The following is a 22,864-nucleotide window of genomic DNA, read 5'->3' as shown; positions in this document are numbered from 1 at the left end:
GATCCTTTATGCCAAATTCACGACTGACGGGCTGATGGCCTGTTCAGTCTGCGGTTGTTGCCCAAACCAGGCAATTTGGTGGTGTAAATCCACCACTTCTCCGATGACCAGCAGGGCTGGTGTCGGGGCCTGATGCGCGAGTAATTCAAGCTCTGCCAGTGTGCCGGTCAGAACTTGCTGATCAGCACGGGTGCCCCGGCCAATCACTGCCACTGGCGTAGTGCTGGCTCGGCCATGGGTGATTAATTGCCGGCTGATTTCAGCCGCTTTCACCGTGCCCATGTAGATGGCCAACGTCTGATGACCACGGGCCAGCGCCTGCCAATCCAAATCATCGCCATCGGCGCGGCAATGCCCGGTAATAAATGTCACACTTTGTGCATGGTCACGGTGAGTCAGAGGAATTCCAGCATAAGCTGTCGCCCCGCTCGCCGCCGTCACCCCTGGCACCACCTGAAAGGGTATGCCCGCACGCGCCACAACTTGTAGCTCTTCACCGCCACGACCAAAGATAAAAGGATCGCCGCCTTTTAGCCGCACCACCCGTTTCCCGCGCTGTGCCAATGTGACCAGTAATTGATTGGTTTCTTCCTGAGTGACCGAATGCGCCCCCGCGCGTTTGCCAACACAAATCCGTTCAGCATCACGGCGCACTAAATCCAGCACTTCCGGGCTGACCAAATGGTCAAACAGCACCACATCAGCCTGTTGAATCACTTGCAGACCGCGCAAGGTCAATAAACCAGGATCACCGGGGCCAGCACCCACCAAGGCAACTTCCCCCTGAGAGATGCTCTGCCCCTCCAATGACAATTGCAGTTCCTCTTCAGCTTGGGCTAACTGACCACGACTGACAAAACTGGCAAAGCGGCCACTGAATGCATTTTCCCAAAAACGGCGGCGCTCACCCATTGAAGCGATTTGTAGCTTAACCCGGCCACGCCAGCGCCCGGCGATAGCCGCCATCTCACCTAAACTGCTGGGCAATAAGGCTTCCAATTTCTCGCGCAAGATACGCGCCAAAACCGGTGCCTGACCGGCGGAGGAGATCGCCACCACCAGCGGAGAGCGGTCGACAATCGACGGGAAGATAAACGAACAACGAGGTTGGTCATCCACCACATTCGCCAGCAGATGCCGCTTGTCTGCCGCCGCGAAAACCGCTGCATTCAGCGCAGTATCGTTTGTGGCCGCAATCACCAGAAATACCTCATCCAGCTGCTCGGGCAAGAAATCTAATGCCAGCCAGTGAATGCGGCCATCCTGAGATTGTTGTTCAAGTTCAGATGAGAGAGTCTGTGCCACTACCCGCACCTGTGCGCCCGCGCGGTGGAGTAAGTCAATTTTTCGCGCAGCAACTTCACCGCCGCCAACAACCAATACAGGGCGGCGTTTCAAGTCGGCAAAAAGAGGTAGATAGTCCACAGCATCCTTCAATTACATAATAAGCGTAGGGTGACTATAGGGGGGGGTTATGGCCTTATGAAATGACTAAAAGTAATTACAAGTTCCATAATGATATATAGGCGTGATGACAGGGTTCCCAGCTATGCTGGTTGATCATCACTGTGACTGATTTTCTTATCTGGTGACATAAATATCCGCACTTTAGGAAGTATACAAATTGTCTATTTCCCCGGAGAGTTTCATACTATACCGCGTTGTCCATGCCAGTAGGTGTGGCTCTGACTTTAACAAGGATATTTCAGTATGTTTTCCCGCCGTCGCCTAAAGTGGGCACTCTTTACGCTGAGTTTAACATTTACACTGAGTTTAACTGCCGTCCTGCCACTTCAGGCAGCGACATCGCCAGCCATCGGTCAAATAGCTGAACAACAAGTTCGCCACATCAGCACCTACTTTCCGGGCCGTATGGCGGGCAGCCCAGCGGAATTGCTGGCTGCTGAATATATTAATCACCGTTTTCAGCAGATGGGCTATCAGAGTAATTTGCGGGGGTTTAATACCCGTTATCTCTATACCAGTAAAAATGGTAAACAAAACTGGCGAAATATCAGTGCCACTTCAGTGATTGCTGCCCGAAATATATCAACAGATAAAGAGGATGCGGCCAACAAAGCGGATGATCAAAAACAGATAATCATCATGGCGCACTTTGATACTTACACCCCACAAAGCGATGAAGATTTAGATAAAAATCTGGGTGGTTTAACACTGCAAGGTGTTGATGATAATGCGGCGGGTGTAGGGGTAATGCTGGAACTGGCGGAGCGCCTCAAAAAAACGCCGCTGCGCTATGATTTACGTTTTGTCGCGCTCAGTGCTGAAGAAATTGGTGCGCAAGGAACAGAAAATTATCTGCAACGAATGAGCCCGGCTGAAAAAGCGAACACATTACTGGTGATCAATTTAGATAATTTGATCACCGGCGATCGCCTCTATTTTAATGCCAATAATCAGCCCGCCGCCATTACTGCAAAGGATCTAGCGCTGACACTGGCCCGCCGCTATGGCATTACTGCCACCACAGTAAAAGGTCAAGTGGCCGCCTCATGCAAGGCGGAGAAAAATGCCTTTGATGCCGCTGGAATACCGGTGTTATCCGTAGAAGCCAGTAATTACACATTGGGTCATAAGGATGGTTGCCAACAACGGGCTATCAGTAAACATTTCCCACAAGGAACAACCCGCCATCAAAGCCCACTGGATAACTTAAACTATCTGGACAAGTTCTTGCCCGGCCGAATAACTAAACGCACAGGTGACACGGTGCGGATATTGTTGCCGCTGATACAAACGTTAGCTGGCGCTAAAAAATAATTTCCACCGTGCGAAACATCACGCAAAACGAATAAAAAAGTCAATAAATTCAAAGTGTGGGCGATCATTATGGTCGCCCTTTTTCATGCTTTTCGCGTATAACTTTGAGTGGGTATGATACCCACAAATAATTGACTCAATCTTGCTGGTGGGTATGATACCTACTAGCAGCTCACCAGGAGATCACATGGAGAGTGGCGAATTAATAAAACGCTTACAGGATGCGGGGTGGCAAATCAGAGGTGGAAAAAAAACGAATAGCGGAAGCCATATTACTTTGTGCAAACCAGGCGTCCGTAAAATTATTACACTGCCCCATCCCCGCAAGGAGTTATCCAAAGGCATACTGCGACAAGCTCAGCAGATTTCCGGGATTAAATTGATTTAAACAATGCTTAGGGAGTTAACCATGATCTACCCTATTTTCATCTTCAGTACCTTGGACGGATTCGACGGCTATTTTCCTGATATTGACGGCTGCTTTTTTGCGGGTAATACCTTTGCCGACATTAGCAAAAATGCTGAAGAAGCCTTTGCTGTTCATATTGAAGCATTAATGGATGAAGGTTTTCCATTACCCCTTCCCCCCCAAGATCCTCACCGCTATATTGGCGATCCGCGGTTAAGAGAGGATGGCGGAATTTTAGGGTTTGTTGAGATCGATCCGGCCAAATATGAAAGTAAGGCCATAAAATTTAATCTGACAATGTCGCAAAATCTACTCACTGCGATTGATAAATTTATCGCCACCCACCGTGGTTATAAGAATCGTAGCCAGTTTTTGGCAGAGTTAGCGCGAGAGCGAATTGCCCGCTAATCACCGCAAAAAATGGGCGCTATTTGCGCCCCTATTCTCAATCAGTCGTGCTCAGCTTTCATGCAGACCGCATTCACGTTTTAGGCCAAAGAAGCGCGTTTCTTCTTCACTCATACCCGGCTCCCATTTACGGGTTGTATGGGTATCGCCGACAGATAAATAACCCTGCTCCCACAATGGATGGTAACTCAGACCATTTTGGGTCAAATACTGATAAACTTGGCGGTTATCCCAATCAATGATAGGGAGCAATTTGAAAACACCGCGTGCAATCGCCAGAACCGGTAACTTTGCCCGGCTGCCCGATTGCTCACGGCGCAGGCCCGCAAACCAAGTTTGAGCGCCTAAAGTTTCCAGTGCGCGGTTCATCGGCTCAACTTTATTCAGGTCGTTATAGCGCTCAATCCCCTCAACACCCTGCTCCCACAATTTGCCATAGCGAGCTTCTTGCCAGGCGGGGTTTTGAGGGGCGCGAAACACTTGCAAATTAAGCTGAAGTTTTTCAGTGAGAGAATCAATAAACTGATAAGTTTCCGGGAACAGATAGCCGGTATCCGTGAGGATCACCGGGATATCAGGGCGCTGCCGCGTCACCAAATGCAAACAAACTGCCGCCTGAATACCAAAACTGGAAGAGAGCACAAACTCACCGGGCAGATTTTCTAATGCCCAACTAACGCGCTCTTGCGCGGTTAAATGCTCCAGTTGCCCATTAACTAGCGCCAATGCCGCGGCTTGTTCCGCTTTTGGCAGCGCATTAAGTTCATTGAGATTGAATTGACTCACACCGCCTCCTGAACATCATAAAAGTCGCGGGCTGAATCTATCACCGGAGCAATAACACCGACACGAATAACAAAATCGCCGAACCCCTCATCAGTATGGCGTTCCTTAGCCCAACGCCCGACTAACTGGTCGATAATCGCCAGGATTTCATCTTCAGTAATGTTTTCACGGTACATGCGCGGTATCCGCGTGCCTTCGCGGTTGCCGCCCAGATGCAGGTTATAGCGCCCCATAGCTTTCCCCACCAGCCCAACTTCAGCCAGCAAAGCACGGCCGCAACCATTCGGGCAGCCGGTGACGCGCATCACAATATGTTCATCGGGCAAACCATGTTGCTGCAAAATACCTTCAATGCGGGTGACAAATTCCGGCAAGAAACGTTCAGCTTCAGCCATTGCCAATGGGCAAGTTGGGAACGAAACACAGGCCATCGAATTTTCACGCTGCGGGCTGACATTGTCATCCATCAAGCCGTGTTCACGAGCCAATGCTTCAATGCGCGCTTTGTCTTTTTCCGGTACCCCCGCCACAATGAGGTTCTGATTGGCAGTTAAACGGAAATCGCCCTGATGGATTTTAGCAATTTCCGCCACGCCGGTTTTCAGACTGCGGCCGGGGTAATCCAGCAAACGGCCATTTTCGATAAATAAGGTCAAATGCCATTTTTTGTCGATGCCCTTTACCCAGCCAATACGATCACCGCGGCCAGTAAATTGGTAAGGTTTGATGGCAGAGAAACTCACACCCGCGCGCTTTTCAACTTCGGCCTTAAACACATCAACACCGACGCGCTCTAGCGTATATTTGGTTTTAGCATTCTTACGATCAGTGCGGTTGCCCCAGTCACGTTGGGTGGTCACCACCGCTTCTGCAATAGCCAAAGTATGTTGCAACGGGATATAGCCGAATTCACTGGCTTTACGTGGGTAAGTATTCTTATCACCGTGAGCAATGGATAGCCCACCGCCAACCAACACGTTAAAACCGACCAATTTACCTTTCTCCGCCACCGCAACAAAGTTGAGGTCATTAGCATGGAGATCGACATCATTTTGCGGCGGAATGACGACTGTAGTTTTAAATTTACGTGGCAAATAAGTCGCACCGAGGATCGGTTCTTCATCCGTGGTCGCGACTTTTTCTGCATCCAGCCAAATTTCAGCGTAAGCACGGGTACGTGGTAACAAATGTTCAGAAATCTTCTTCGCCCATTCGTAGGCTTCCTGATGGAGCACTGACTCCACCGGGTTCGAGGTGCAGAGTACGTTACGGTTAACATCGTTTGCCGTCGCCAATGCATCCAAGCCCAATTGATTGAGCAACTGGTGGGCTGGTTTCACATTTCCTTTCAGAATGCCATGAAACTGGAATGTCTGGCGGTTAGTGATACGGATGCTGCCGTATAAAGTGTTATCCGCAGCAAATTTATCAATACCTAGCCACTGTTGCGGGGTAATAATCCCCCCGGGCAAACGGCAGCGCAGCATCATGGCATGACGAGGTTCAAGCTTCTGTTCCGTCCGTTCGGCGCGGATATCGCGGTCATCTTGCTGATACATTCCGTGGAAGCGGATCAGCAGGAAGTTATCGCCGTTGAAGCCGCCGGTCAGCCCGTCATTCAAGTCCTCTGCAATAGTCCCGCGAAGGAAATTGCTCTGTGACTTCATGCGCTCGCCGTCAGAAAGCTTTCCGGTCACGACCTGTTTTCCAGCAATAACTAATGGCCCTGGGTGTTTTTCATTCATCAGTACACATCCCGCTGATAACGGCGCGCCAGGCGCAGCTCACTTAAATATTCATCAGCCTGCTCAGCATCCATCGCGCCGTGCAGAGCCACCACGTCCAGTAAAACTTGCTCAACGTCTTTCGCCATGCGGTTGGCATCGCCACAGACGTAAATGTGGGCACCTTGTTGGATCCAGTCCCACAGTTCTGCACCTTGTTCGCGCAGTTTGTCTTGTACATATATTTTATGGGCTTGATCGCGCGACCAAGCCAGATCAATGCGGGTCAGCAAGCCGTCTTTGACATAGCGCTGCCATTCAACCTGATAGAGAAAATCTTCAGTGAAATGTGGGTTACCGAAAAGTAGCCAATTCTTGCCTGTGGCTCCATCGGCTTCGCGCTGCTGCATAAAGGCGCGGAACGGCGCGATGCCGGTTCCCGGCCCAATCATTATCACTGGCGTTTCTGGGTTAGCCGGTAAACGGAAATTATCGTTATGTTCGATAAAGATGCGAATATCGTCATCCACTGCCAATCTATCCGCCAGATACCCCGAAGCACCGCCAGTACGTGGACGGCCATCAATCTCATAGCGCACCACACCGACGGTAATATGCACTTCATTCTCAGTTTCAGCTTGTGAGGAGGCAATAGAATAGAGGCGGGGAGTTAGTGGCCGCAACAGTGCAACCAATTGATCGGCATTCAGGTCAGAGGGTGCCTGACGCACCATATCCACAATCGGAGTGTTCTTCGCATAGTGTTGCAGCGCCGGTTTATCCGCCAGCAAAGCAATCAATTTCTCATCACGGGACAGTGCGGCGTATTTATCGACAATCACCGTGGTATTTTGCGTCAGTTCAAGATGGCTACGCAGCGCTTGCGACACCAATATATTCTGCCCATCAATACTGACCGGCTCATCACCTTTAAGCCACAATAGCGCCAGCAACTCGTCGACCAATGCAGGGTCATTATCAAACCAGACCCCCAGAGCATCACCCGGCTGATAGCGCAGCCCGGAGTCCCCTAAATCAATTTCAATGTGGCGCACATCTTTTTCAGAATGACGCCCCGTCACTTTTTGCTGTACCGATAACTGCGCGGTAAGTGGCGCGGTTTTGCTATAAGGGCTAGAGGTAATTTCATCGACCACACCACTTTTTGTGGCCGCCGCCGCCGCGGTTGATTGGGCTGGCACTCTGGCTTGCAAGGCCGCAACAACCTGCTGTCGCCACTGTTGTGCTGATTCTTGATATTCCACATCAGCATCCACTCTCTCAACTAACCGCTGCGCCCCCAACTCAGCCAATTTGTTGTCGAAATCTTTACCCGCCTGGCAAAAATGCTCATAGGAAGTATCGCCTAAGCCAAACACCGCAAAGGCGGTTTCTGGCAATTTAGGCGCTTTTTTAGAGAATAAGAACTTATGCAGCGCCACGGCCTCTTCGGCTGGTTCGCCTTCACCTTGGGTGGAAGCAACAATCACCAGCAAACGTTCCTGCGCGATTTGTTTAAACTTATAATCACCGGCATTAACCAGATTGACATTAAGCTTGGCGGCCAAAAGATCGTCACGTAGCTGTTCAGCCAAACGCCGCGCATTGCCGGTTTGGGAAGCAGAAATCAGGGTAATCGCCGTTGCTGGAGCGGCCACAACAGGAGCAATAACCGCGCCAGGTTGTTGGTTAACCATGCCCCAAAAGTAGCCAGATAACCAGGCCATTTGGGTGGGAGAAAACTCACCAACCGCGGCTTGCAAGCGGGCCAACTGCTCCGGCGATAGCGGGAGTAAAGAAGTAGGAGGAACCTGAGTCGTCATTGCAGTACTAATTCCTTTATGCTTAGCCACGGTAGGCACGGACAGCTATCAGTGCGAACAGTTTGCGCTCAAAAGTCTTGATAGTTTGTAAGGTTAACCATCCCGATAATAACAATTAAAGAAGCAATGGAAATAATAAATAACCAAAACGACTAAGTGGTTTTTCAGGTAATAGATATGAGTTAAAGTGTTCAACTTATTAGGAAATTTTCACCCACTGATATCTCATCACAAATTAATTACATCTGTATAAAAATCAGTGGAATACGTGAAGACAAGCAAAATTCATCTAAGCCAATAGGGCACACAGTTACGTGCATTCATAGCCAGTATCCATGCTTTCGGGTACTATGCGGCGGTTTTTGAGTCAATAAGGTCAGAATGATGAGCACCACCCTATTTAAAGATTTTCAGTTTGAAGCCGCCCATTTGTTGCCTCATGTCCCAGAGGGCCACAAATGCGGTCGTTTGCACGGCCATTCATTTATGGTCCGTATTGAGGTCACAGGTGAAGTTGATGCTCACTCCGGCTGGGTGATGGACTTTGCTGATCTCAAGGCTGCATTCAAGCCAATTTGGGAACGTTTGGATCATCACTATCTGAATGACATTCCCGGCCTAGAGAATCCGACCAGTGAAGTGCTGGCCTGTTGGATTTGGCAGCAGCTTAAACCGCAATTACCAGAACTCAGCGCCGTCATGGTAAAAGAGACCTGTTCGGCGGGTTGTGTTTATCGCGGGTAATAAATCGCGGTGAATAAAATTGATCCCCAAAGTCATTGGCGTTACAGCAAGGCCGCAAGTAAATGAACCCCGATGAGCTTACATAAGTCAGTGATTCGGGTAAATGAGCGCCGCAACACAGCTGCAGCGACAAGGACGAAGGGGATTAAGCGATATTTAAATACTTATGTGTCTGCATCGACAGCCGCCAATTCTTGGCGATACAAGTTTCAATACAGAGCTTGGTGGCTTCTTCTTTCTGACTAATCGGCTGCAAAGCAATAATCCGCTTTTTGTCATCCGTCAGTGTTACCAGCAGTGCTTCTAGTGCTTCGATATCCCGTAAACGCCCCACCGGATGCTTAATTTCATCTGCGCGCTGTAATGCCTGTGGCAATACTTTTAGGCCGCCGCGCATATTCACTTTTGGCGAAACCGTCACCCACGTGGTGGTGGAACACTGCACTTCATGAGTACCGCTGGTTTCAATTTGACAACTGTAACCGGCTTGCTCCAACTGTGATGTTAAAGGGAGCAAATCGTAAATAGCAGGCTCACCGCCGGTTATCACCACATGACGAGCGGTATACCCTTGTTGACGGAAGATATCCAGTAGCTGCTGTTCACTGGCCGTTCCCCAAACATCACTTTCCGCCGTTTTTACCATGATGCGCTGCATATCGACTTCCCGATCGGCCGCTTTTTCCCAGGTATGTTTGGTGTCGCACCAGCTACAACCCACTGGGCAACCCTGCAAACGCACGAAAATCGCCGGTACGCCGGTGAAGTAACCCTCGCCCTGCAAGGTCTGGAACATTTCATTAATCGGGTACTGCATTAGCATCTCTATCGTCATTCAAACCAATACGTGATTATCGCAGATTCCCTGGCTGCGACCAAACTGGCAACACCGAGGCTACCAGTTTGTTTGTATCAGGCCGTTACTCGATGACACCACAAGCCATTCGCGCACCACCACCCCCCAAAGGTATGGGATGGTCGGCATAGTTATCACCACCAGCATGAATCATTAGCGCATGCTGTTTCACCTCTGATAACGATTTCAGACGTGGAGCCAATACTTGGTAAGTCGCAGTGCCATCGGCATTGACCACCAACCCCGGCAAGTCACCCAAGTGCCCTTTATCACTATAAGGCCCAAGGTGCGTCCCGGTTTTTTGCGGATCGAAATGGCCGCCCGCAGCCAATGCGGGCACAGCTTTACCGTCTTTCTGCCCCGGAGCACAACTTGGATTCTCATGGAGATGGAAACCATGAATACCCGCAACCAGCCCGGTCAGATTTGGCGTAAACAGTAAACCATAAGGCGTTTCGGTCACAGTAACAGTACCCAGCGCCTTTCCATTGCCAGTTGGCAGAGCTTCATTCAATGTGACGGTAACATCTGCCGCCAATAAACTGCTGGAGAAAAGCATCGCCGGTAACAGTAAATATTTCAATTTCATTGGTTATCTTCCTTTATGCATTGTTATTGAATCATTCAAGTAATCATTAAGGATAACGGCTGATAGGTTATCTGCACGGCAGCAGTGCAAGAGATGTGATTCAGGCGGGGCTTATAAGCGATATTCAGATTATTCTCGGCAAAATAAGCAAGTGATAACAATAGGTTAATCTGTAAAATAGCAGGTCAACCCATCGCTAATTAAATGCTGACGCCGCTCTTCGGGGGTATAAGAGGAGTGCGTCATGCTGACTGGATGCTGCGCTAATATTTCACCGTCGCCCAAGTTGGCTGCACGATAAATGAGCTGAAGCGCGTTCAAAAAAGCGACCCACGCCGCCATGTCGCCTTCCAGTATGGCAATACGGCGCTCCAATAAATATAATGTTGGGTTACTGATTCTTGAGTAAAAAGAACCTTTTTCTGTTCCGGCAAAACAAGCCCCGCCATATTCAGCGCTTGGAAATGTAGCGCTTATATAAACCGGTGGCGGTAATGCGCCTAAATTCTCTGGCAGATTATCACCATAATGTATAGCTCGGGTAGAAAAAGACTTTCTGATTGCATCGATATTAATATATCCTCATAAAAACAGTTTTATGACTTTATGGCGGCGGTATTTTTGTGGCATTAATTCTTTGGCCGATTATCTGTAACGTCCGTAATAATAAGGTAATCCCGACTAGCGTGTCACGATCACGAAATAAAGAGTACAACGAACGATAATTAACAGTTTCTTGATTAAGCCTCAGCTCAGTATTTGCCATTCTTAATGCATTGCCACTTTCCCAACCGACAGAAACAATACCTTCGAATATGCCAGAAAGTTTCTCAACTAAAGCATTATCTGCAATATCAACCACATCAGATAATAATGACAACATATCTACTACATTATTGAACCGTCCTCCCGCTAATAAGGGCTGTAACTTATTGAGCAATTCCGTGAAATCGACCTCAGGCGCTATTGCTTTATCAACATGATTTTCATCTGATTGATGCTCGCTCATATTTTCCCTTATTAAATAAGACCACGGACAGTGGCCCAATATAAGCCACGGTTAAAACCATTACGCAGCATTCCCCCCATCTTGGTCGGTGGTGTTGGCATCACATCATTACGGTAGTCGTACCACAGTGGCATACCCGCATTCAGCCCCATTTGGGCCAGTGCTTGTACTTTTCCATCATAGTAACTGGTGGGATAGCCGATGCGCAGTTCAGAGACAATATTGTCAGCAATAACAGGCGCTTGATTATGACAGGAACCGCCTGCTTTGCTAATCGGCAAGTCAACGGTATCACCAATAACATAGACCCCCGGCTGCCCATAGACTTGCAGAGTTTGATGGTCAGTCGGTAACCAACCCTCCCCGTTATCCCATTCACTCAATCCGGTGTTACGCACAGCATCCACAGCCGTAATCGGCGGAGTACTCATCAATATATCAAAGGGTTGCTCGTCTCCCTCGGCGGAATAGGCAATCTTTTTATCGGGGTCGACTTTTTGCAGCGTAAAACCGCGCTGATGTTTGATATCTTTAGCTGCAAAAATATTGGGTAGAACTTCTCCCGTAGGCCTTTGTAAAAAAAGGCAATTACGCAAAAGCTGAGAAACTGTGGGATAGGTATAAGCAATTTCAATGGCATTACGCACCCCACGACGGCGGAGATAGTCATCCAACATCAGTGTAGTTTCTATCGGAGCAATGCCACATTGATGGGGTACATTAGGTGTTTGCGGGAATGAGACCGTGATAAGAATACGGCCTTTCTCTATTTTAGCTAATTTATCAGCCAATTGACGGGAAGCCGCATATTGATAAAAATGATCGCCCGCTTCAGCCAGGCCTTCAATTCTATTCGGGCGAGGGATACACCCTGTTGCAAACACTAAAAAATCATAATTATATTTTTTCCCACTGCGACATGATATTTCTCTTTTAGATAAATCGAAATCCTCCGCTTTATCGACAATGAAATTGACTTCTGGCCGCAATAAACTTTGTTGTGAACGTTCCAACTCTTGCTTATAAAATAAATTAAAAGCGACATACATAAAAGCGGGTTTATAGTAGTGAACCGGAGAGTCAGAAATAAGTATTAACTCAACTTTATTATCAAGAATATCTCGATGCAATTTAGCTGCTAATAAATTAGCTAAAATAGTACCGCCAGTGCCACCACCGACAATAACAATTCTATTGAGCATGTAATTTTACCCCATTAGACCAAGATAAAAACTCTCCTATATCTATAACGTCCGCACTAATTATAAATAGCAATTATTTGCACGAAAATAAATAAGGAATTTTAATTCTTAAATCCATTAGATATTAATTGTAGTAATAAAAAATTAGACAGCAAACAATATTTAGTGACAAGTATCACACTATCAAAATTAATACATAATAAATATTTATATAACTTAACGGAATTATATAACTTTAAAGTAGTTATAATTAATCAAATGATTATCTCGCTACACACTGAGTATAAAAAAACCCGCCGTAGCGGGTTTTTCAATCAACTTTAATTAAAGCTAAAGCGCAGTAATTACTGGCCTTTTACTTCTTTCAGACCGTTGAATGGTGCGCGGTCGCCCAGCGCTTCTTCAATACGGATCAGTTGGTTGTATTTAGCAACACGGTCAGAACGGCTCATAGAACCCGTTTTGATCTGGCCTGCTGCGGTACCTACTGCCAGATCGGCAATGGTAGCATCTTCGGTTTCGCCTGAACGGTGAGAGATAACCGCGGTGTAACCTGCATCTTTCGCCATCTTGATAGCAGCCAGAGTTTCGGTCAGAGAACCGATCTGGTTGAATTTAATCAGGATAGAGTTAGCAACACCTTTCTCGATACCTTCTTTCAGGATCTTGGTGTTGGTTACGAACAGATCATCACCAACCAACTGGATTTTGTCACCCAGGACTTCGGTCTGGTATTTGAAGCCAGCCCAGTCAGATTCGTCCAGACCGTCTTCGATAGATACGATTGGGTACTGTTTGGTCAGGTCTTCCAGGAAGTGAGTGAACTCTTCAGAAGTGAAAGCTTTGTTGCCTTCGCCAGCCAGAACATATTTGCCATCTTTATAGAACTCAGATGCAGCACAGTCCATCGCCAGAGTGACGTCTTTGCCCAACTCGTAGCCAGCCAGTTTTACCGCTTCAGCGATAACGGCCAGTGCTTCGGCGTTAGAACCCAAGTTCGGTGCATAGCCACCTTCGTCGCCTACTGCAGTGCTCATACCTTTGGATTTCAAAACTTTAGCCAAAGTATGGAACACTTCAGAACCGATGCGAACGGCTTCTTTCAGAGTTTTAGCGCCAACTGGCTGAATCATAAACTCTTGAATATCAACGTTGTTATCAGCATGCTCGCCACCGTTGATGATGTTCATCATAGGCAATGGCATAGAGAACTTGCCTGGGGTGCCATTCAGTTCAGCAATATGCTCGTACAAAGGCATGCCTTTAGATGCTGCTGCTGCTTTAGCCGCTGCCAGAGAAACAGCCAGGATGGCGTTAGCACCAAACTGTGACTTGTTCTCAGTCCCATCCAAATCGATCATGATTTTATCGATGTTAGCCTGGTCTTTAGCATCTTTACCGATAACTGCCTGAGCAATTGGGCCATTTACTGCTGCAACGGCTTTCAGAACGCCTTTGCCCAGGAAACGGGATTTGTCACCGTCACGCAGTTCCAGTGCTTCACGGGAACCGGTAGATGCACCTGATGGTGCCGCAGCCAAACCAACAAAACCGCCTTCCAGATGAACTTCAGCTTCTACAGTTGGGTTACCACGGGAGTCGATGATTTCGCGACCGATGACTTTAACGATTTTGGACATTAGATTTTCCTCAGTACAAGTTAAACTAAAACTCCAGACAGAGGGGGCGACATCGCTGCCGCCCCTTCTACCAAATATTTTATTTCACCTGGCGCTTCTGATACTCACCAGCCGCTTTCACAAAGCCGGCGAACAACGGGTGACCATCACGTGGCGTCGAAGTAAATTCTGGGTGGAACTGACAAGCGACAAACCACGGATGATTTGGCAACTCGATAATTTCCACCAGTTTGTTATCCGCAGAACGCCCTGCTATGCGTAGCCCGGCGGCTTCAATCTGCTTCAACAACATGTTGTTGACTTCATAACGATGACGATGACGCTCAACGATGGTAGGTTCGCCATACATCTGACGTACCAGGCTACCTTCGGTCAGGTGGCACTGTTGCCCACCCACACGCATGGTACCGCCCAAATCGCTCTCTTCCGTGCGTACTTCAACGTTGCCGTCTTCATCACGCCATTCGGTGATTAATGCAACCACCGGATACTTACAGTCTGGCACAAATTCTGTGGAGTTCGCGTTTTCCATTCCCGCTACATTGCGGGCAAACTCCATCAGTGCAACCTGCATACCCAGGCAAATGCCCAGATAAGGAATATTGTGTTCACGAGCATAACGTGCGGCCAGAACTTTGCCTTCCACACCACGGTAGCCGAAGCCGCCAGGAATGAGGATAGCATCTAATCCTTTCAGCATCTCTTCGCCGCGCGTCTCAACATCCTGTGAATCAATTAGCTTGATATTCACTGTCAGACGATTTTTCAGCCCGCCGTGCTTCAAAGCTTCAATCACAGATTTATAGGCATCCGGCAGTTCTACATATTTGCCGATCATCCCAATGGTCACTTCGCCACCTGGATTCGACTCTTCGTATAATACCTGTTCCCATTCTGCGAGATTTGCTTCAGGACAAGTTAAGCTGAATCGTTTACAAATATAATCGTCAAGGCCCTGTGATTTCAATAGCCCTGGGATTTTATAAATGGAATCAACATCTTTTAGTGAGATAACCGCTTTTTCTGGCACATTACAGAATAATGCAATTTTAGCTCGTTCATTAGCAGGAACCGCGCGGTCAGAACGGCAAATCAGCACATCTGGCTGAATACCAATAGAAAGCAGCTCTTTTACCGAATGTTGCGTTGGCTTAGTTTTCACTTCGCCCGCAGCGGCCAGGTAAGGAACCAACGTCAGGTGCATGTAAAGCGTATGCTCGCGACCAACATCAACCGCCATCTGACGAATAGCTTCCAGGAATGGCAAGGATTCGATATCACCTACAGTGCCGCCAATCTCAACCAAGACAACATCGTGGCCTTCGCCGCCTTCGATGATGCGTTCTTTGATAGCATTGGTGATATGAGGAATAACCTGAATAGTGGCACCCAGATAGTCGCCGCGGCGTTCTTTGCGCAGAACTTCAGAGTAAATACGGCCAGTGGTGAAGTTGTTACGGCGAGTCATTTTAGTGCGAATGAAGCGCTCGTAATGTCCTAAATCCAGATCGGTTTCAGCACCATCTTCGGTGACAAAAACTTCCCCGTGTTGAGTCGGGCTCATGGTGCCCGGATCCACGTTGATATACGGGTCCAGTTTCATGATGGTAACGTTGAGGCCACGGGCTTCAAGTATAGCCGCCAGAGAGGCTGCGGCAATGCCTTTACCCAGAGAGGATACGACCCCGCCGGTCACAAAAATATAATTAGTTGTCATGCTGAACCTGAGAGTTTAGGTTTAAAGACGATGGAAGAACCAAGACGGGAAAGTAGTATACCCGAACCTTGGTTTCGCTACAAACACTCTCCGCACGAGTGGCCATTTTTGCCGTTTTTATCGAGCGAATTATCGTCTTGCTATCCGTTATAATTCAATATATTAACGCAATTAAAATTCAACAACCATTCACTAAATGAATTAAAACATCTTACATTTCAGTTTCTTGCTGTTTAACTTGCTGCCAGGCAGATTCCATTTCATCCAGTGTCGCGCTCTCCATGGTTTTACCTGACGCTGTAACTATTTGTTCTACCTGACGAAAACGACGTTCAAACTTGCGATTGGCCGCCTGTAAGGCATTTTCAGCTTTATGCCCTAAATGGCGAGATAAATTAACGGTGGCAAACAGTAAATCGCCAATTTCCTCACCCAACTTTTCTTCATCCACCACAGCTTGCCGAGCTTCGAACATCACTTCATCGATCTCTTCGTAGACTTTATCGAGCACTGGCCCAAGAGTGTCCCAATCGAAACCCACAGATGCACAGCGTTTTTGGATTTTATGTGCTTTCATCAAAGCTGGCAGGGCGTCAGGGATATCATCCAATGCCGAATACAGCGCTTTCTGCGCCCGTTCCTCGGCTTTACGCGACTCCCACCCTGCCAATGCTGTATCACTGCTAATTATAGCGTCTGAATCATTTTGCGGCGCATCAGGGAACACATGTGGATGGCGGCGCACTAATTTATCGCTGATGGCATGACAAACATCATCAAAGGAAAATAGCCCTTGCTCCTGCCCCATCTGCGCATAAAACACCACCTGAAACAGCAAATCACCCAATTCGTCGCGAAGATCGTCGAAATCCTTTCGCTGAATCGCGTCAAGCACTTCATAAGTTTCTTCTAGCGTGTAGGGTGCAATAGTGTCAAAAGTCTGCTTACGATCCCACGGACAGCCGTGCTCGGGGTCACGCAAGGTGCGCATAATATCCAACAAACGTTGTAGAGCTAAAGCTGTGGTACCAGGGGAAGTCACTGATTGGGTCATCTGAATTTATTCACTTTTTTTAAAAAAATTTGAGGCGTAGCGAGCGCAGGCGGATTGATTGCGGCCAGCGCACAGCCCTCCTCATGTACACGTAGTACATGAGGAGGGCGAGCACTGCCCAATATCAATATGCCAAAGCGCAGTAGCCGTTTAGAGATAACTAATTGCCGTGTAGCCGACGGGCGTCAATAACATCCGGCAACTGATTCAGCTTGGCTAATACTCTACCCAGCACCTGCAAGTTGTAGATCTCGATATCCATATCGATGGTCGCTACCATCTTTTTGGTATCGCTACGGCTGGCGACACCCAGCACATTGACTTTTTCGTTTGCCAAAATGGTGGTGATATCACGCAGCAAACCACTGCGATCATTGGCCGTGACTCGCACTACCAGCGAATAGCCACTGGAATAGCTTTCGCCCCAAACCGCATCAACAATCCGCTCAGGCGCATGGGATTGTAATTCAGCTAACTGCTCACAATCAGCACGGTGAATGGATATCCCCCGCCCTTGGGTAATAAAACCGACAATTTCATCACCCGGAATAGGCTGGCAGCAGCGAGCAATATGGTGCATCAGATTACCGACGCCTTCGACCACAATACGCCCGCTGTCTTTGCTGGCATTACGCGGCGCTGGCTGATGTTTATTATTCAGATGGCGTAAAGCCTCTAAATCCGCCTCTTCTGCCGTCGGCTTATTCAATTTTCCTTGTAGGAAATTGACCATCTGATTCAGACGAATATCACCGCCACCAATGGCAGCTAACACTTCATCCATAGAATTCATGTTATAGCGCGGAACCAGCAGCTTCTCAGCCTCTTTCAAGCTGATATCCAGGTGCTCCAGTTCGTCGTCCAACATCTGCCGGCCGGCAAGAATATTCTTGTCTCTATCTTGTTTTCTAAACCAGTTATGAATCTTAGAACGCCCGCGGCTGGTCGTGACATAGCCGAGGTTAGGATTCAGCCAGTCACGGCTTGGGTTAGGCTGCTTCTGAGTGATAATTTCAATCTGATCACCCATCTGTAACTGGTAAGTAAACGGCACTATCCGGCCACTGATTTTGGCCCCAATACAGCGGTGACCGACATCACTGTGGATATGGTAAGCAAAGTCCAGCGGTGTAGAACCGGCTGGTAAATCAATGACATCGCCTTTCGGCGTGAACACATATACCCGATCGTCAAATACCTGACTGCGCACTTCATCCAGCATTTCGCCGGAATCCGCCATTTCTTCCTGCCAGGCAATCAATTTACGCAACCAGGCAATCCGCCCTTCATAACCAGAGCGACCTGCAACTACCGCGCCTTCTTTATACTTCCAGTGCGCAGCAACGCCCAGTTCGGCATCTTCATGCATCTGACGGGTACGAATTTGAATTTCAAGCGTTTTACCACGCGGCCCCAGCACTACCGTATGGATCGATTGATAACCATTGGGTTTAGGGTTGGCAACGTAGTCGTCAAATTCGTCAGGTAAATGACGGAAATGGGTATGAACAATGCCAAGCGCGGCATAGCAATCCTGCAAGCGCTCCACCACCACCCGCACTGCGCGCACATCAAACAGTTCATCGAAAGCCAGCGACTTCTTCTGCATTTTGCGCCAGATGCTATAAATGTGCTTGGGGCGACCATAAATGTCGGCTTTGATACCCTCTGCCGCCATGGCTGCGTGCAATGAAGCTACAAAGTCATCAATGAATTGCTCACGATCAATACGACGCTCGTGGAGTAATTTGGCGATTTGCTTATATTCATCAGGGTGCAGATAGCGGAAGCAGAAGTCTTCCAACTCCCACTTGATCTGGCCAATACCTAGGCGGTTAGCCAGTGGCGCATAAATATTGGAACACTCTTTGGCCGCCAGTACGCGCTCATCTTCCGGCGCATCCTTCACTTCGCGCAGATGCGCAATACGCTCTGCCAACTTGATGACTACACAGCGGAAATCTTCCACCATCGCCAATAACATACGGCGCACATTATCCACTTGCTCAGAGCTCATGGAATCATTGTGGGTGGCTTTTAACTGGCGAATGGCATCCATATCGCGTACGCCATGCACCAAATAAGTAATACTTTTACCGAATTGTTCGGTCAATGTGGCTTCATCCACCACATTGGCATCCACCAGCGGGAACAGCAGCGCTGCGCGCATACTGTCATTATCCATGCTCAGGGTGGAAAGAATCTCAACCATTTCAAGGCCGCGCCACAGCAACAGCGAGGCATTGGGGTGGTTTTGCGTCTGCTGCTCACAGTAGCGCCAAGTCTCGGCTAATCGCTCACCTGATTGCGGATTAGAAAGTCCCAAACTGGCTATCCAATCGTCGAGAGCAAACTCGCCCGCTGGATTCAAATGTGCACTTCGTACCGCAACCATAACTTCTCCCTACTTTGCGACCCCTGGCTCCTGCATCAACAGCGCCATAGATTCAAGATGCCCGGTGTGGGGAAACATATCTAACATTCGCACCGAGCAAGACGGTAACCGGCGGCTAACAACACCTGACTATTTCGGTGGGATGACAGAAAATATACACCACCCGCTTTGACGCCAGTTTAACTATATGTGTTTAACTGTATGTGTTTAACTATTATATATTTAACTAGTATTTAACTATATGTGGCGATCTGGCGTGATCCCGGCAGCACCAGTGCGAGATCTAACAATATATTATCGAATACGTGTGTTGCCCACGGCTGACAATTGATGCCGGACTCCAAATTTTCGTGGAAAAAAGCACATTGGGCAACGCGTTATTCAATGCATTATACTGCCCATTCGCTACTAACGCCGCAACTCCTTCCACACCGGCCATTTCGCGGCAAATTTTGCTAATGACAAGATAAAATCTTCCCTACCGCAGAGCAGATCCAGCATCAGATCATCGGGCTACACATCCAACCATGCTATAGCCTGGCCCAACATTTGCGGGTTAACCGCCTCATTGACTTGAGTAAATTCTCGCGAATGAAACGCTCAATATAGACCCCAAATCAGGTAATAGGGTTCCGCGCCGATGCATTTTCCAGACGATTACTACCGCGAGCCAGATAGGCGACAACCTAATCTCGCTTGCCACCGGTAACACTTTTAACTTGCTCCTCTGGTAAAGCACCGGGGATAAAGATAGCTTTGCCTTGGTGGTACGCCCCTATTGAGCAAAGGGGTCGAGCGAGTTTACTGCCACTGTTAGCGTTTGTTTAGTCGTCACTCGTCGGTTTGGAGAGTAGAATTACGCCATATTGATTGATCAAACATCGGTTTTGTAAGCTGCTGATTCTCCCACATTGGAATACCATGACCAAATACAGTCTTCGCGCGCGCATGATGATTTTAATCTTGGCCCCCACGCTGCTTCTTGGGCTGTTACTTAGCACGTCCTTTATGGTCAATCGTTACAATGAACTGCAAAAACAATTGGTTAATGCTGGCACGAATATTATTGAGCCGCTAGCGGTTGCCAGCGAATATGGAATGACTTTTCGCAACCGCGATACTGTTCGTCAGTTAATTAATCTACTTCATCGCCGTCACTCGAGTATTGTTCGGTCAATTTCTGTTTTTGACGCAGATAACCATCTTTTTGTTACATCTAACTATAATTACAATTCCTCACAATTAAGATTGCCTAAAGGCACCCCTATTCCCACCTCACTGATGCTTTCCTATCGCGGTGATTCTCTGATTTTGCGGATGCCCATTGTGTCAGAATCCAACCTATCCAGTGATCGAACTTCCGATTCCGATATCACCAATCAGCCATTGGGCTATATCGCCATGGATTTGGATTTACAATCAGTTCGCTTGCAGCAATATAAAGAAATCTTTATTTCGACTCTGTTGCTGCTGTTCTGCATGTGTGTGGCGATTTTGTTTGCTTATCGGCTGATGCGTGATGTCACTGGCCCCATCCGTAACATGGTGAATACCGTTGACCGCATTCGCCGCGGGCAATTAGACAGCCGAGTTGAAGGGCAAATGCTCGGGGAGCTAAATATTCTGAAGAATGGCATCAACTCAATGGCCATGTCACTGGCGGCCTATCACGAAGAGATGCAACAAAATATTGATCAAGCCACGTCAGATTTGCGTGAAACGTTGGAACAGATGGAAATCCAAAACGTTGAGTTGGGGCTGGCGAAAAAACGTGCGCAGGAAGCCGCGCGGATTAAATCTGAATTTCTGGCTAATATGTCTCATGAGCTACGAACCCCGCTGAATGGGGTGATTGGCTTTACCCGTCAAACACTGAAAACATCGCTGACACCGACACAAACTGATTATCTACAAACCATCCAGCGCTCAGCCAACAATCTGTTATGCATCATTAATGATGTACTGGACTTCTCTAAGTTGGAAGCCGAAAAATTGGTTCTTGAACATATCCCATTCCCACTGCGTGGTGCGTTGGATGAAGTCATTATTCTGTTGGCACATACCGCCCATGAAAAAGGTCTGGAGCTGACCCTTCATGTTAATAATGATGTTCCGGAGCAAGTGATTGGTGATGCCATGCGTTTACAGCAAATAGTCACCAATTTGCTGGGTAATGCGATTAAATTCACCGAACAGGGCAATATCGATATTCTGGTGGCCATACAGGCAAAAACTCCGCAACAAGTGACCTTGGTGGTAGAAATTCACGATACCGGCATTGGTATTTCTGAATCTCAGCAAACCCAGTTATTCCAGGCTTTTCGTCAGGCTGATGCCAGTATTTCACGTCGGCATGGGGGTACCGGGCTTGGGTTGGTTATCACCGAAAGATTGGTGAAAGAAATGGGTGGCGATATTAGCTTCCACAGCCAGGTTGATCGGGGTTCGACTTTCAGGTTCCATCTCACCCTGGATCTCAATGAAGCCATTCCCTATCGTCATCCCGATATGTCGTATCTGGAAGGGAAAACGCTGGCCTATATTGAACGCAATGCCACTGCGGCAAGAGCAACACTGGATATTCTCAGCATTACGCCTTTGCAGGTCACTCATAGCCAAACATTAGCGCAATTGCCGTTACAGCATTATGATTTCCTGCTAGTTGGTGTGCCCATTCCATTCCGCAATAATATGGCAGTTCATCAGGATAAATTGGTGGCTGCACTGAAAATTGCTGAGCGAGTCATTCTAGCATTGCCAAGTCAGTCACAAGTGGAAGCTGAGCAACTTAAACAAATTGGTGCCAAGGCCTGCCTGATCAAACCATTATCATCTAATCGATTGATTCCTTTATTACTATGCGAAGAACCTCTTAGCGAATTAGCCGTGATAGAACAGCCCAGTAAATTGCCAAAATTGCCATTTAAAGTCATGGCCGTGGACGACAACCCGGCTAACTTGAAATTAATAGGGACCTTACTGGAAGAACTGGTTGAAGAAACCGTGTTATGCGACAGCGGGGCAAAAGCCATAACCTACGCCCGCGAAAATACACTGGACATCATTTTAATGGATATCCAAATGCCGGAAATCGACGGCATTCGAGCCAGTGAAGTGATTCATCAAATGTCACATCACCAAGACACACCGATCATTGCCGTCACTGCTCATGCCGTCCGTGGACAACAAGAACAATTATTAAAATTAGGTATGGCAGATTATCTAGCAAAACCCATTGATGAAGCTCGACTAATACAAACACTTTCGCGCTATCAAGCTGATTGTAAAAAAGAATTTCGGGTAGAAACGGACACTCATTCAATGCAGCTATCTGAGTGTCAGGGGGCAATCGACTGGCCATTAGCTGTGAGACAAGCAGCTAATAAAGAAACGCTGGCCAAAGACCTTTTAACCATGTTGTTAGAGTTCACGCCACAAGTTGCCGAACGCGTACAGGCGATTCTGGCTGGCACTAATGATGATGATATTCTGAATCTGATTCATAAGTTTCATGGCAGCTGCGCATGCAGCGGTGTACCTCGATTGAGGCAATTGTGTATGACGATTGAACAACAATTACGCCAACAAACGAGTTTACAAGATTTGCAGCCTGAGTGGTTTGAATTGTTAGATGAGATAGATAACGTTCGCTACGCCGCCCGAAATTATTTGGGCGTAGCCTAATATCAGCGCAGCATCGGGCATAAATAAAAAGGGCACAGCAATA

The 22,864-nt window shown here is 47.8% G+C and carries 18 protein-coding genes and 2 pseudogenes; 5 read left to right on the top strand and 15 right to left on the bottom strand.

The features are described from left to right. Positions 1–6: 6 nt before the first annotated feature. The gene (cysG, locus tag OP863_RS03970; protein ID WP_145589187.1) at positions 7–1,425 is read right to left on the bottom strand and encodes a siroheme synthase CysG; all 1,419 of its coding nucleotides are present in this window, start codon (positions 1,423–1,425) and stop codon (positions 7–9) included. A gap of 285 nt (positions 1,426–1,710) precedes the next feature. Here cysG and OP863_RS03965 point away from each other — a divergent pair, with 285 nt between their 5' ends. From OP863_RS03965 to OP863_RS03955, 3 genes are all read left to right on the top strand, one after another. Further along, the gene (locus OP863_RS03965; protein WP_265525914.1) at positions 1,711–2,781 is read left to right on the top strand and encodes an aminopeptidase; all 1,071 of its coding nucleotides are present in this window, start codon (positions 1,711–1,713) and stop codon (positions 2,779–2,781) included. Positions 2,782–2,968: 187 nt separating this feature from the next. Beyond that, complete coding sequence (locus OP863_RS03960) at positions 2,969–3,169, top strand: type II toxin-antitoxin system HicA family toxin (RefSeq protein ID WP_145589189.1); 201 nt, start codon at positions 2,969–2,971, stop codon at positions 3,167–3,169. A gap of 21 nt (positions 3,170–3,190) precedes the next feature. Then, positions 3,191–3,598: a type II toxin-antitoxin system HicB family antitoxin gene (locus OP863_RS03955; protein WP_145589190.1), complete on the top strand. Its 408-nt coding sequence runs from the start codon at positions 3,191–3,193 to the stop codon at positions 3,596–3,598. 51 nt (positions 3,599–3,649) lie between these two features. On the opposite strand, the gene OP863_RS03950 is transcribed toward OP863_RS03955, so the two are convergent. Genes OP863_RS03950 through cysJ form a run of 3 tightly spaced genes read right to left on the bottom strand, consistent with a single transcriptional unit; the run spans position 3,650 to position 7,931 of the window. Then, the gene (locus OP863_RS03950) at positions 3,650–4,384 is read right to left on the bottom strand and encodes a phosphoadenylyl-sulfate reductase (protein ID WP_145589191.1); all 735 of its coding nucleotides are present in this window, start codon (positions 4,382–4,384) and stop codon (positions 3,650–3,652) included. Continuing rightward, complete coding sequence (gene cysI, locus OP863_RS03945) at positions 4,381–6,129, bottom strand: assimilatory sulfite reductase (NADPH) hemoprotein subunit (RefSeq protein ID WP_145589192.1); 1,749 nt, start codon at positions 6,127–6,129, stop codon at positions 4,381–4,383. Before cysI ends, OP863_RS03950 begins: the two co-directional genes overlap by 4 nt. After that, positions 6,129–7,931: an NADPH-dependent assimilatory sulfite reductase flavoprotein subunit gene (gene cysJ / locus OP863_RS03940; protein WP_145589193.1), complete on the bottom strand. Its 1,803-nt coding sequence runs from the start codon at positions 7,929–7,931 to the stop codon at positions 6,129–6,131. Before cysJ ends, cysI begins: the two co-directional genes overlap by 1 nt. 384 nt (positions 7,932–8,315) lie before the next feature. On the opposite strand from cysJ, the gene queD reads away from it, so the two are divergent. Beyond that, positions 8,316–8,675 carry a 6-carboxytetrahydropterin synthase QueD gene (queD, locus tag OP863_RS03935; protein WP_050292267.1) on the top strand — a complete coding sequence of 120 codons (360 nt, stop codon included), beginning with the start codon at positions 8,316–8,318 and terminating at the stop codon, positions 8,673–8,675. 145 nt (positions 8,676–8,820) lie between these two features. On the opposite strand, the gene queE is transcribed toward queD, so the two are convergent. From queE to OP863_RS19985, 11 genes and pseudogenes are all read right to left on the bottom strand, one after another. Next, positions 8,821–9,492 carry a 7-carboxy-7-deazaguanine synthase QueE gene (queE, locus tag OP863_RS03930; protein ID WP_145589194.1) on the bottom strand — a complete coding sequence of 224 codons (672 nt, stop codon included), beginning with the start codon at positions 9,490–9,492 and terminating at the stop codon, positions 8,821–8,823. A gap of 103 nt (positions 9,493–9,595) precedes the next feature. Continuing rightward, on the bottom strand, positions 9,596–10,120 hold the full coding sequence (gene sodC / locus OP863_RS03925) for a superoxide dismutase family protein (RefSeq protein ID WP_145591884.1): 525 nt from the start codon (positions 10,118–10,120) through the stop codon (positions 9,596–9,598). Positions 10,121–10,285: 165 nt separating this feature from the next. After that, on the bottom strand, positions 10,286–10,462 hold the full coding sequence (locus OP863_RS03920) for a PLP-dependent transferase (protein WP_416222821.1): 177 nt from the start codon (positions 10,460–10,462) through the stop codon (positions 10,286–10,288). 48 nt (positions 10,463–10,510) lie between these two features. Then, positions 10,511–10,636, bottom strand: a pseudogene (locus OP863_RS19990) (methionine gamma-lyase); the annotation flags it as partial. An 88-nt stretch (positions 10,637–10,724) separates the two neighbouring features. Beyond that, a complete protein-coding gene (locus OP863_RS03910; RefSeq protein WP_145589197.1) occupies positions 10,725–11,129 on the bottom strand; it encodes a hypothetical protein in 405 nt (134 codons plus the stop codon). A gap of 11 nt (positions 11,130–11,140) precedes the next feature. Continuing rightward, entirely contained in the window at positions 11,141–12,331 is a 1,191-nt protein-coding gene (locus tag OP863_RS03905) for an NAD(P)/FAD-dependent oxidoreductase (RefSeq protein ID WP_145591887.1), read from the bottom strand. 344 nt (positions 12,332–12,675) lie between these two features. Continuing rightward, positions 12,676–13,971 carry a phosphopyruvate hydratase gene (gene eno, locus OP863_RS03900; RefSeq protein WP_038636153.1) on the bottom strand — a complete coding sequence of 432 codons (1,296 nt, stop codon included), beginning with the start codon at positions 13,969–13,971 and terminating at the stop codon, positions 12,676–12,678. A gap of 79 nt (positions 13,972–14,050) precedes the next feature. After that, complete coding sequence (gene pyrG / locus OP863_RS03895; RefSeq protein WP_050114042.1) at positions 14,051–15,688, bottom strand: glutamine hydrolyzing CTP synthase; 1,638 nt, start codon at positions 15,686–15,688, stop codon at positions 14,051–14,053. Between the two features lie 211 nt (positions 15,689–15,899). Then, positions 15,900–16,742, bottom strand: coding sequence for a nucleoside triphosphate pyrophosphohydrolase (gene mazG / locus OP863_RS03890; protein ID WP_145587508.1), 843 nt, complete (start codon positions 16,740–16,742; stop codon positions 15,900–15,902). Positions 16,743–16,902: 160 nt separating this feature from the next. Further along, the gene (relA, locus tag OP863_RS03885; protein WP_145509581.1) at positions 16,903–19,137 is read right to left on the bottom strand and encodes a GTP diphosphokinase; all 2,235 of its coding nucleotides are present in this window, start codon (positions 19,135–19,137) and stop codon (positions 16,903–16,905) included. A 9-nt stretch (positions 19,138–19,146) separates the two neighbouring features. After that, positions 19,147–19,570 (bottom strand): annotated as a pseudogene (locus OP863_RS19985) (hypothetical protein); the annotation flags it as partial. A gap of 488 nt (positions 19,571–20,058) precedes the next feature. Between OP863_RS19985 and barA the strand changes: the two are divergent. Next, positions 20,059–22,821, top strand: coding sequence for a two-component sensor histidine kinase BarA (gene barA / locus OP863_RS03880; RefSeq protein ID WP_145587510.1), 2,763 nt, complete (start codon positions 20,059–20,061; stop codon positions 22,819–22,821). Positions 22,822–22,864 lie beyond the last annotated feature (43 nt).

Source organism: Yersinia sp. SCPM-O-B-9106 (C-191) (genome assembly GCF_026183365.1).
GTDB lineage: Bacteria > Pseudomonadota > Gammaproteobacteria > Enterobacterales > Enterobacteriaceae > Yersinia > Yersinia rochesterensis.
The sequence above is the reverse complement of the archived record's forward strand: the minus strand, read 5'-3'. Positions and strand labels throughout refer to the sequence as shown.

Excerpts from the sequence above, each read along its gene's own strand:
- OP863_RS03965 (WP_265525914.1), top strand. The coding sequence starts at position 1,711 with ATGTTTTCCCGCCGTCGCCTAAAGTGGGCACTCTTTACGCTGAGTTTA.
- OP863_RS03960 (WP_145589189.1), top strand. The coding sequence starts at position 2,969 with ATGGAGAGTGGCGAATTAATAAAACGCTTACAGGATGCGGGGTGGCAA.
- OP863_RS03955 (WP_145589190.1), top strand. The coding sequence starts at position 3,191 with ATGATCTACCCTATTTTCATCTTCAGTACCTTGGACGGATTCGACGGC.
- cysI (WP_145589192.1), bottom strand. The coding sequence starts at position 6,129 with ATGAATGAAAAACACCCAGGGCCATTAGTTATTGCTGGAAAACAGGTC.
- cysJ (WP_145589193.1), bottom strand. The coding sequence starts at position 7,931 with ATGACGACTCAGGTTCCTCCTACTTCTTTACTCCCGCTATCGCCGGAG.
- queD (WP_050292267.1), top strand. The coding sequence starts at position 8,316 with ATGAGCACCACCCTATTTAAAGATTTTCAGTTTGAAGCCGCCCATTTG.
- queE (WP_145589194.1), bottom strand. The coding sequence starts at position 9,492 with ATGCAGTACCCGATTAATGAAATGTTCCAGACCTTGCAGGGCGAGGGT.
- sodC (WP_145591884.1), bottom strand. The coding sequence starts at position 10,120 with ATGAAATTGAAATATTTACTGTTACCGGCGATGCTTTTCTCCAGCAGT.
- OP863_RS03920 (WP_416222821.1), bottom strand. The coding sequence starts at position 10,462 with ATGGCGGCGTGGGTCGCTTTTTTGAACGCGCTTCAGCTCATTTATCGT.
- OP863_RS03910 (WP_145589197.1), bottom strand. The coding sequence starts at position 11,129 with ATGAGCGAGCATCAATCAGATGAAAATCATGTTGATAAAGCAATAGCG.
- OP863_RS03905 (WP_145591887.1), bottom strand. The coding sequence starts at position 12,331 with ATGCTCAATAGAATTGTTATTGTCGGTGGTGGCACTGGCGGTACTATT.
- eno (WP_038636153.1), bottom strand. The coding sequence starts at position 13,971 with ATGTCCAAAATCGTTAAAGTCATCGGTCGCGAAATCATCGACTCCCGT.
- pyrG (WP_050114042.1), bottom strand. The coding sequence starts at position 15,688 with ATGACAACTAATTATATTTTTGTGACCGGCGGGGTCGTATCCTCTCTG.
- mazG (WP_145587508.1), bottom strand. The coding sequence starts at position 16,742 with ATGACCCAATCAGTGACTTCCCCTGGTACCACAGCTTTAGCTCTACAA.
- relA (WP_145509581.1), bottom strand. The coding sequence starts at position 19,137 with ATGGTTGCGGTACGAAGTGCACATTTGAATCCAGCGGGCGAGTTTGCT.
- barA (WP_145587510.1), top strand. The coding sequence starts at position 20,059 with ATGACCAAATACAGTCTTCGCGCGCGCATGATGATTTTAATCTTGGCC.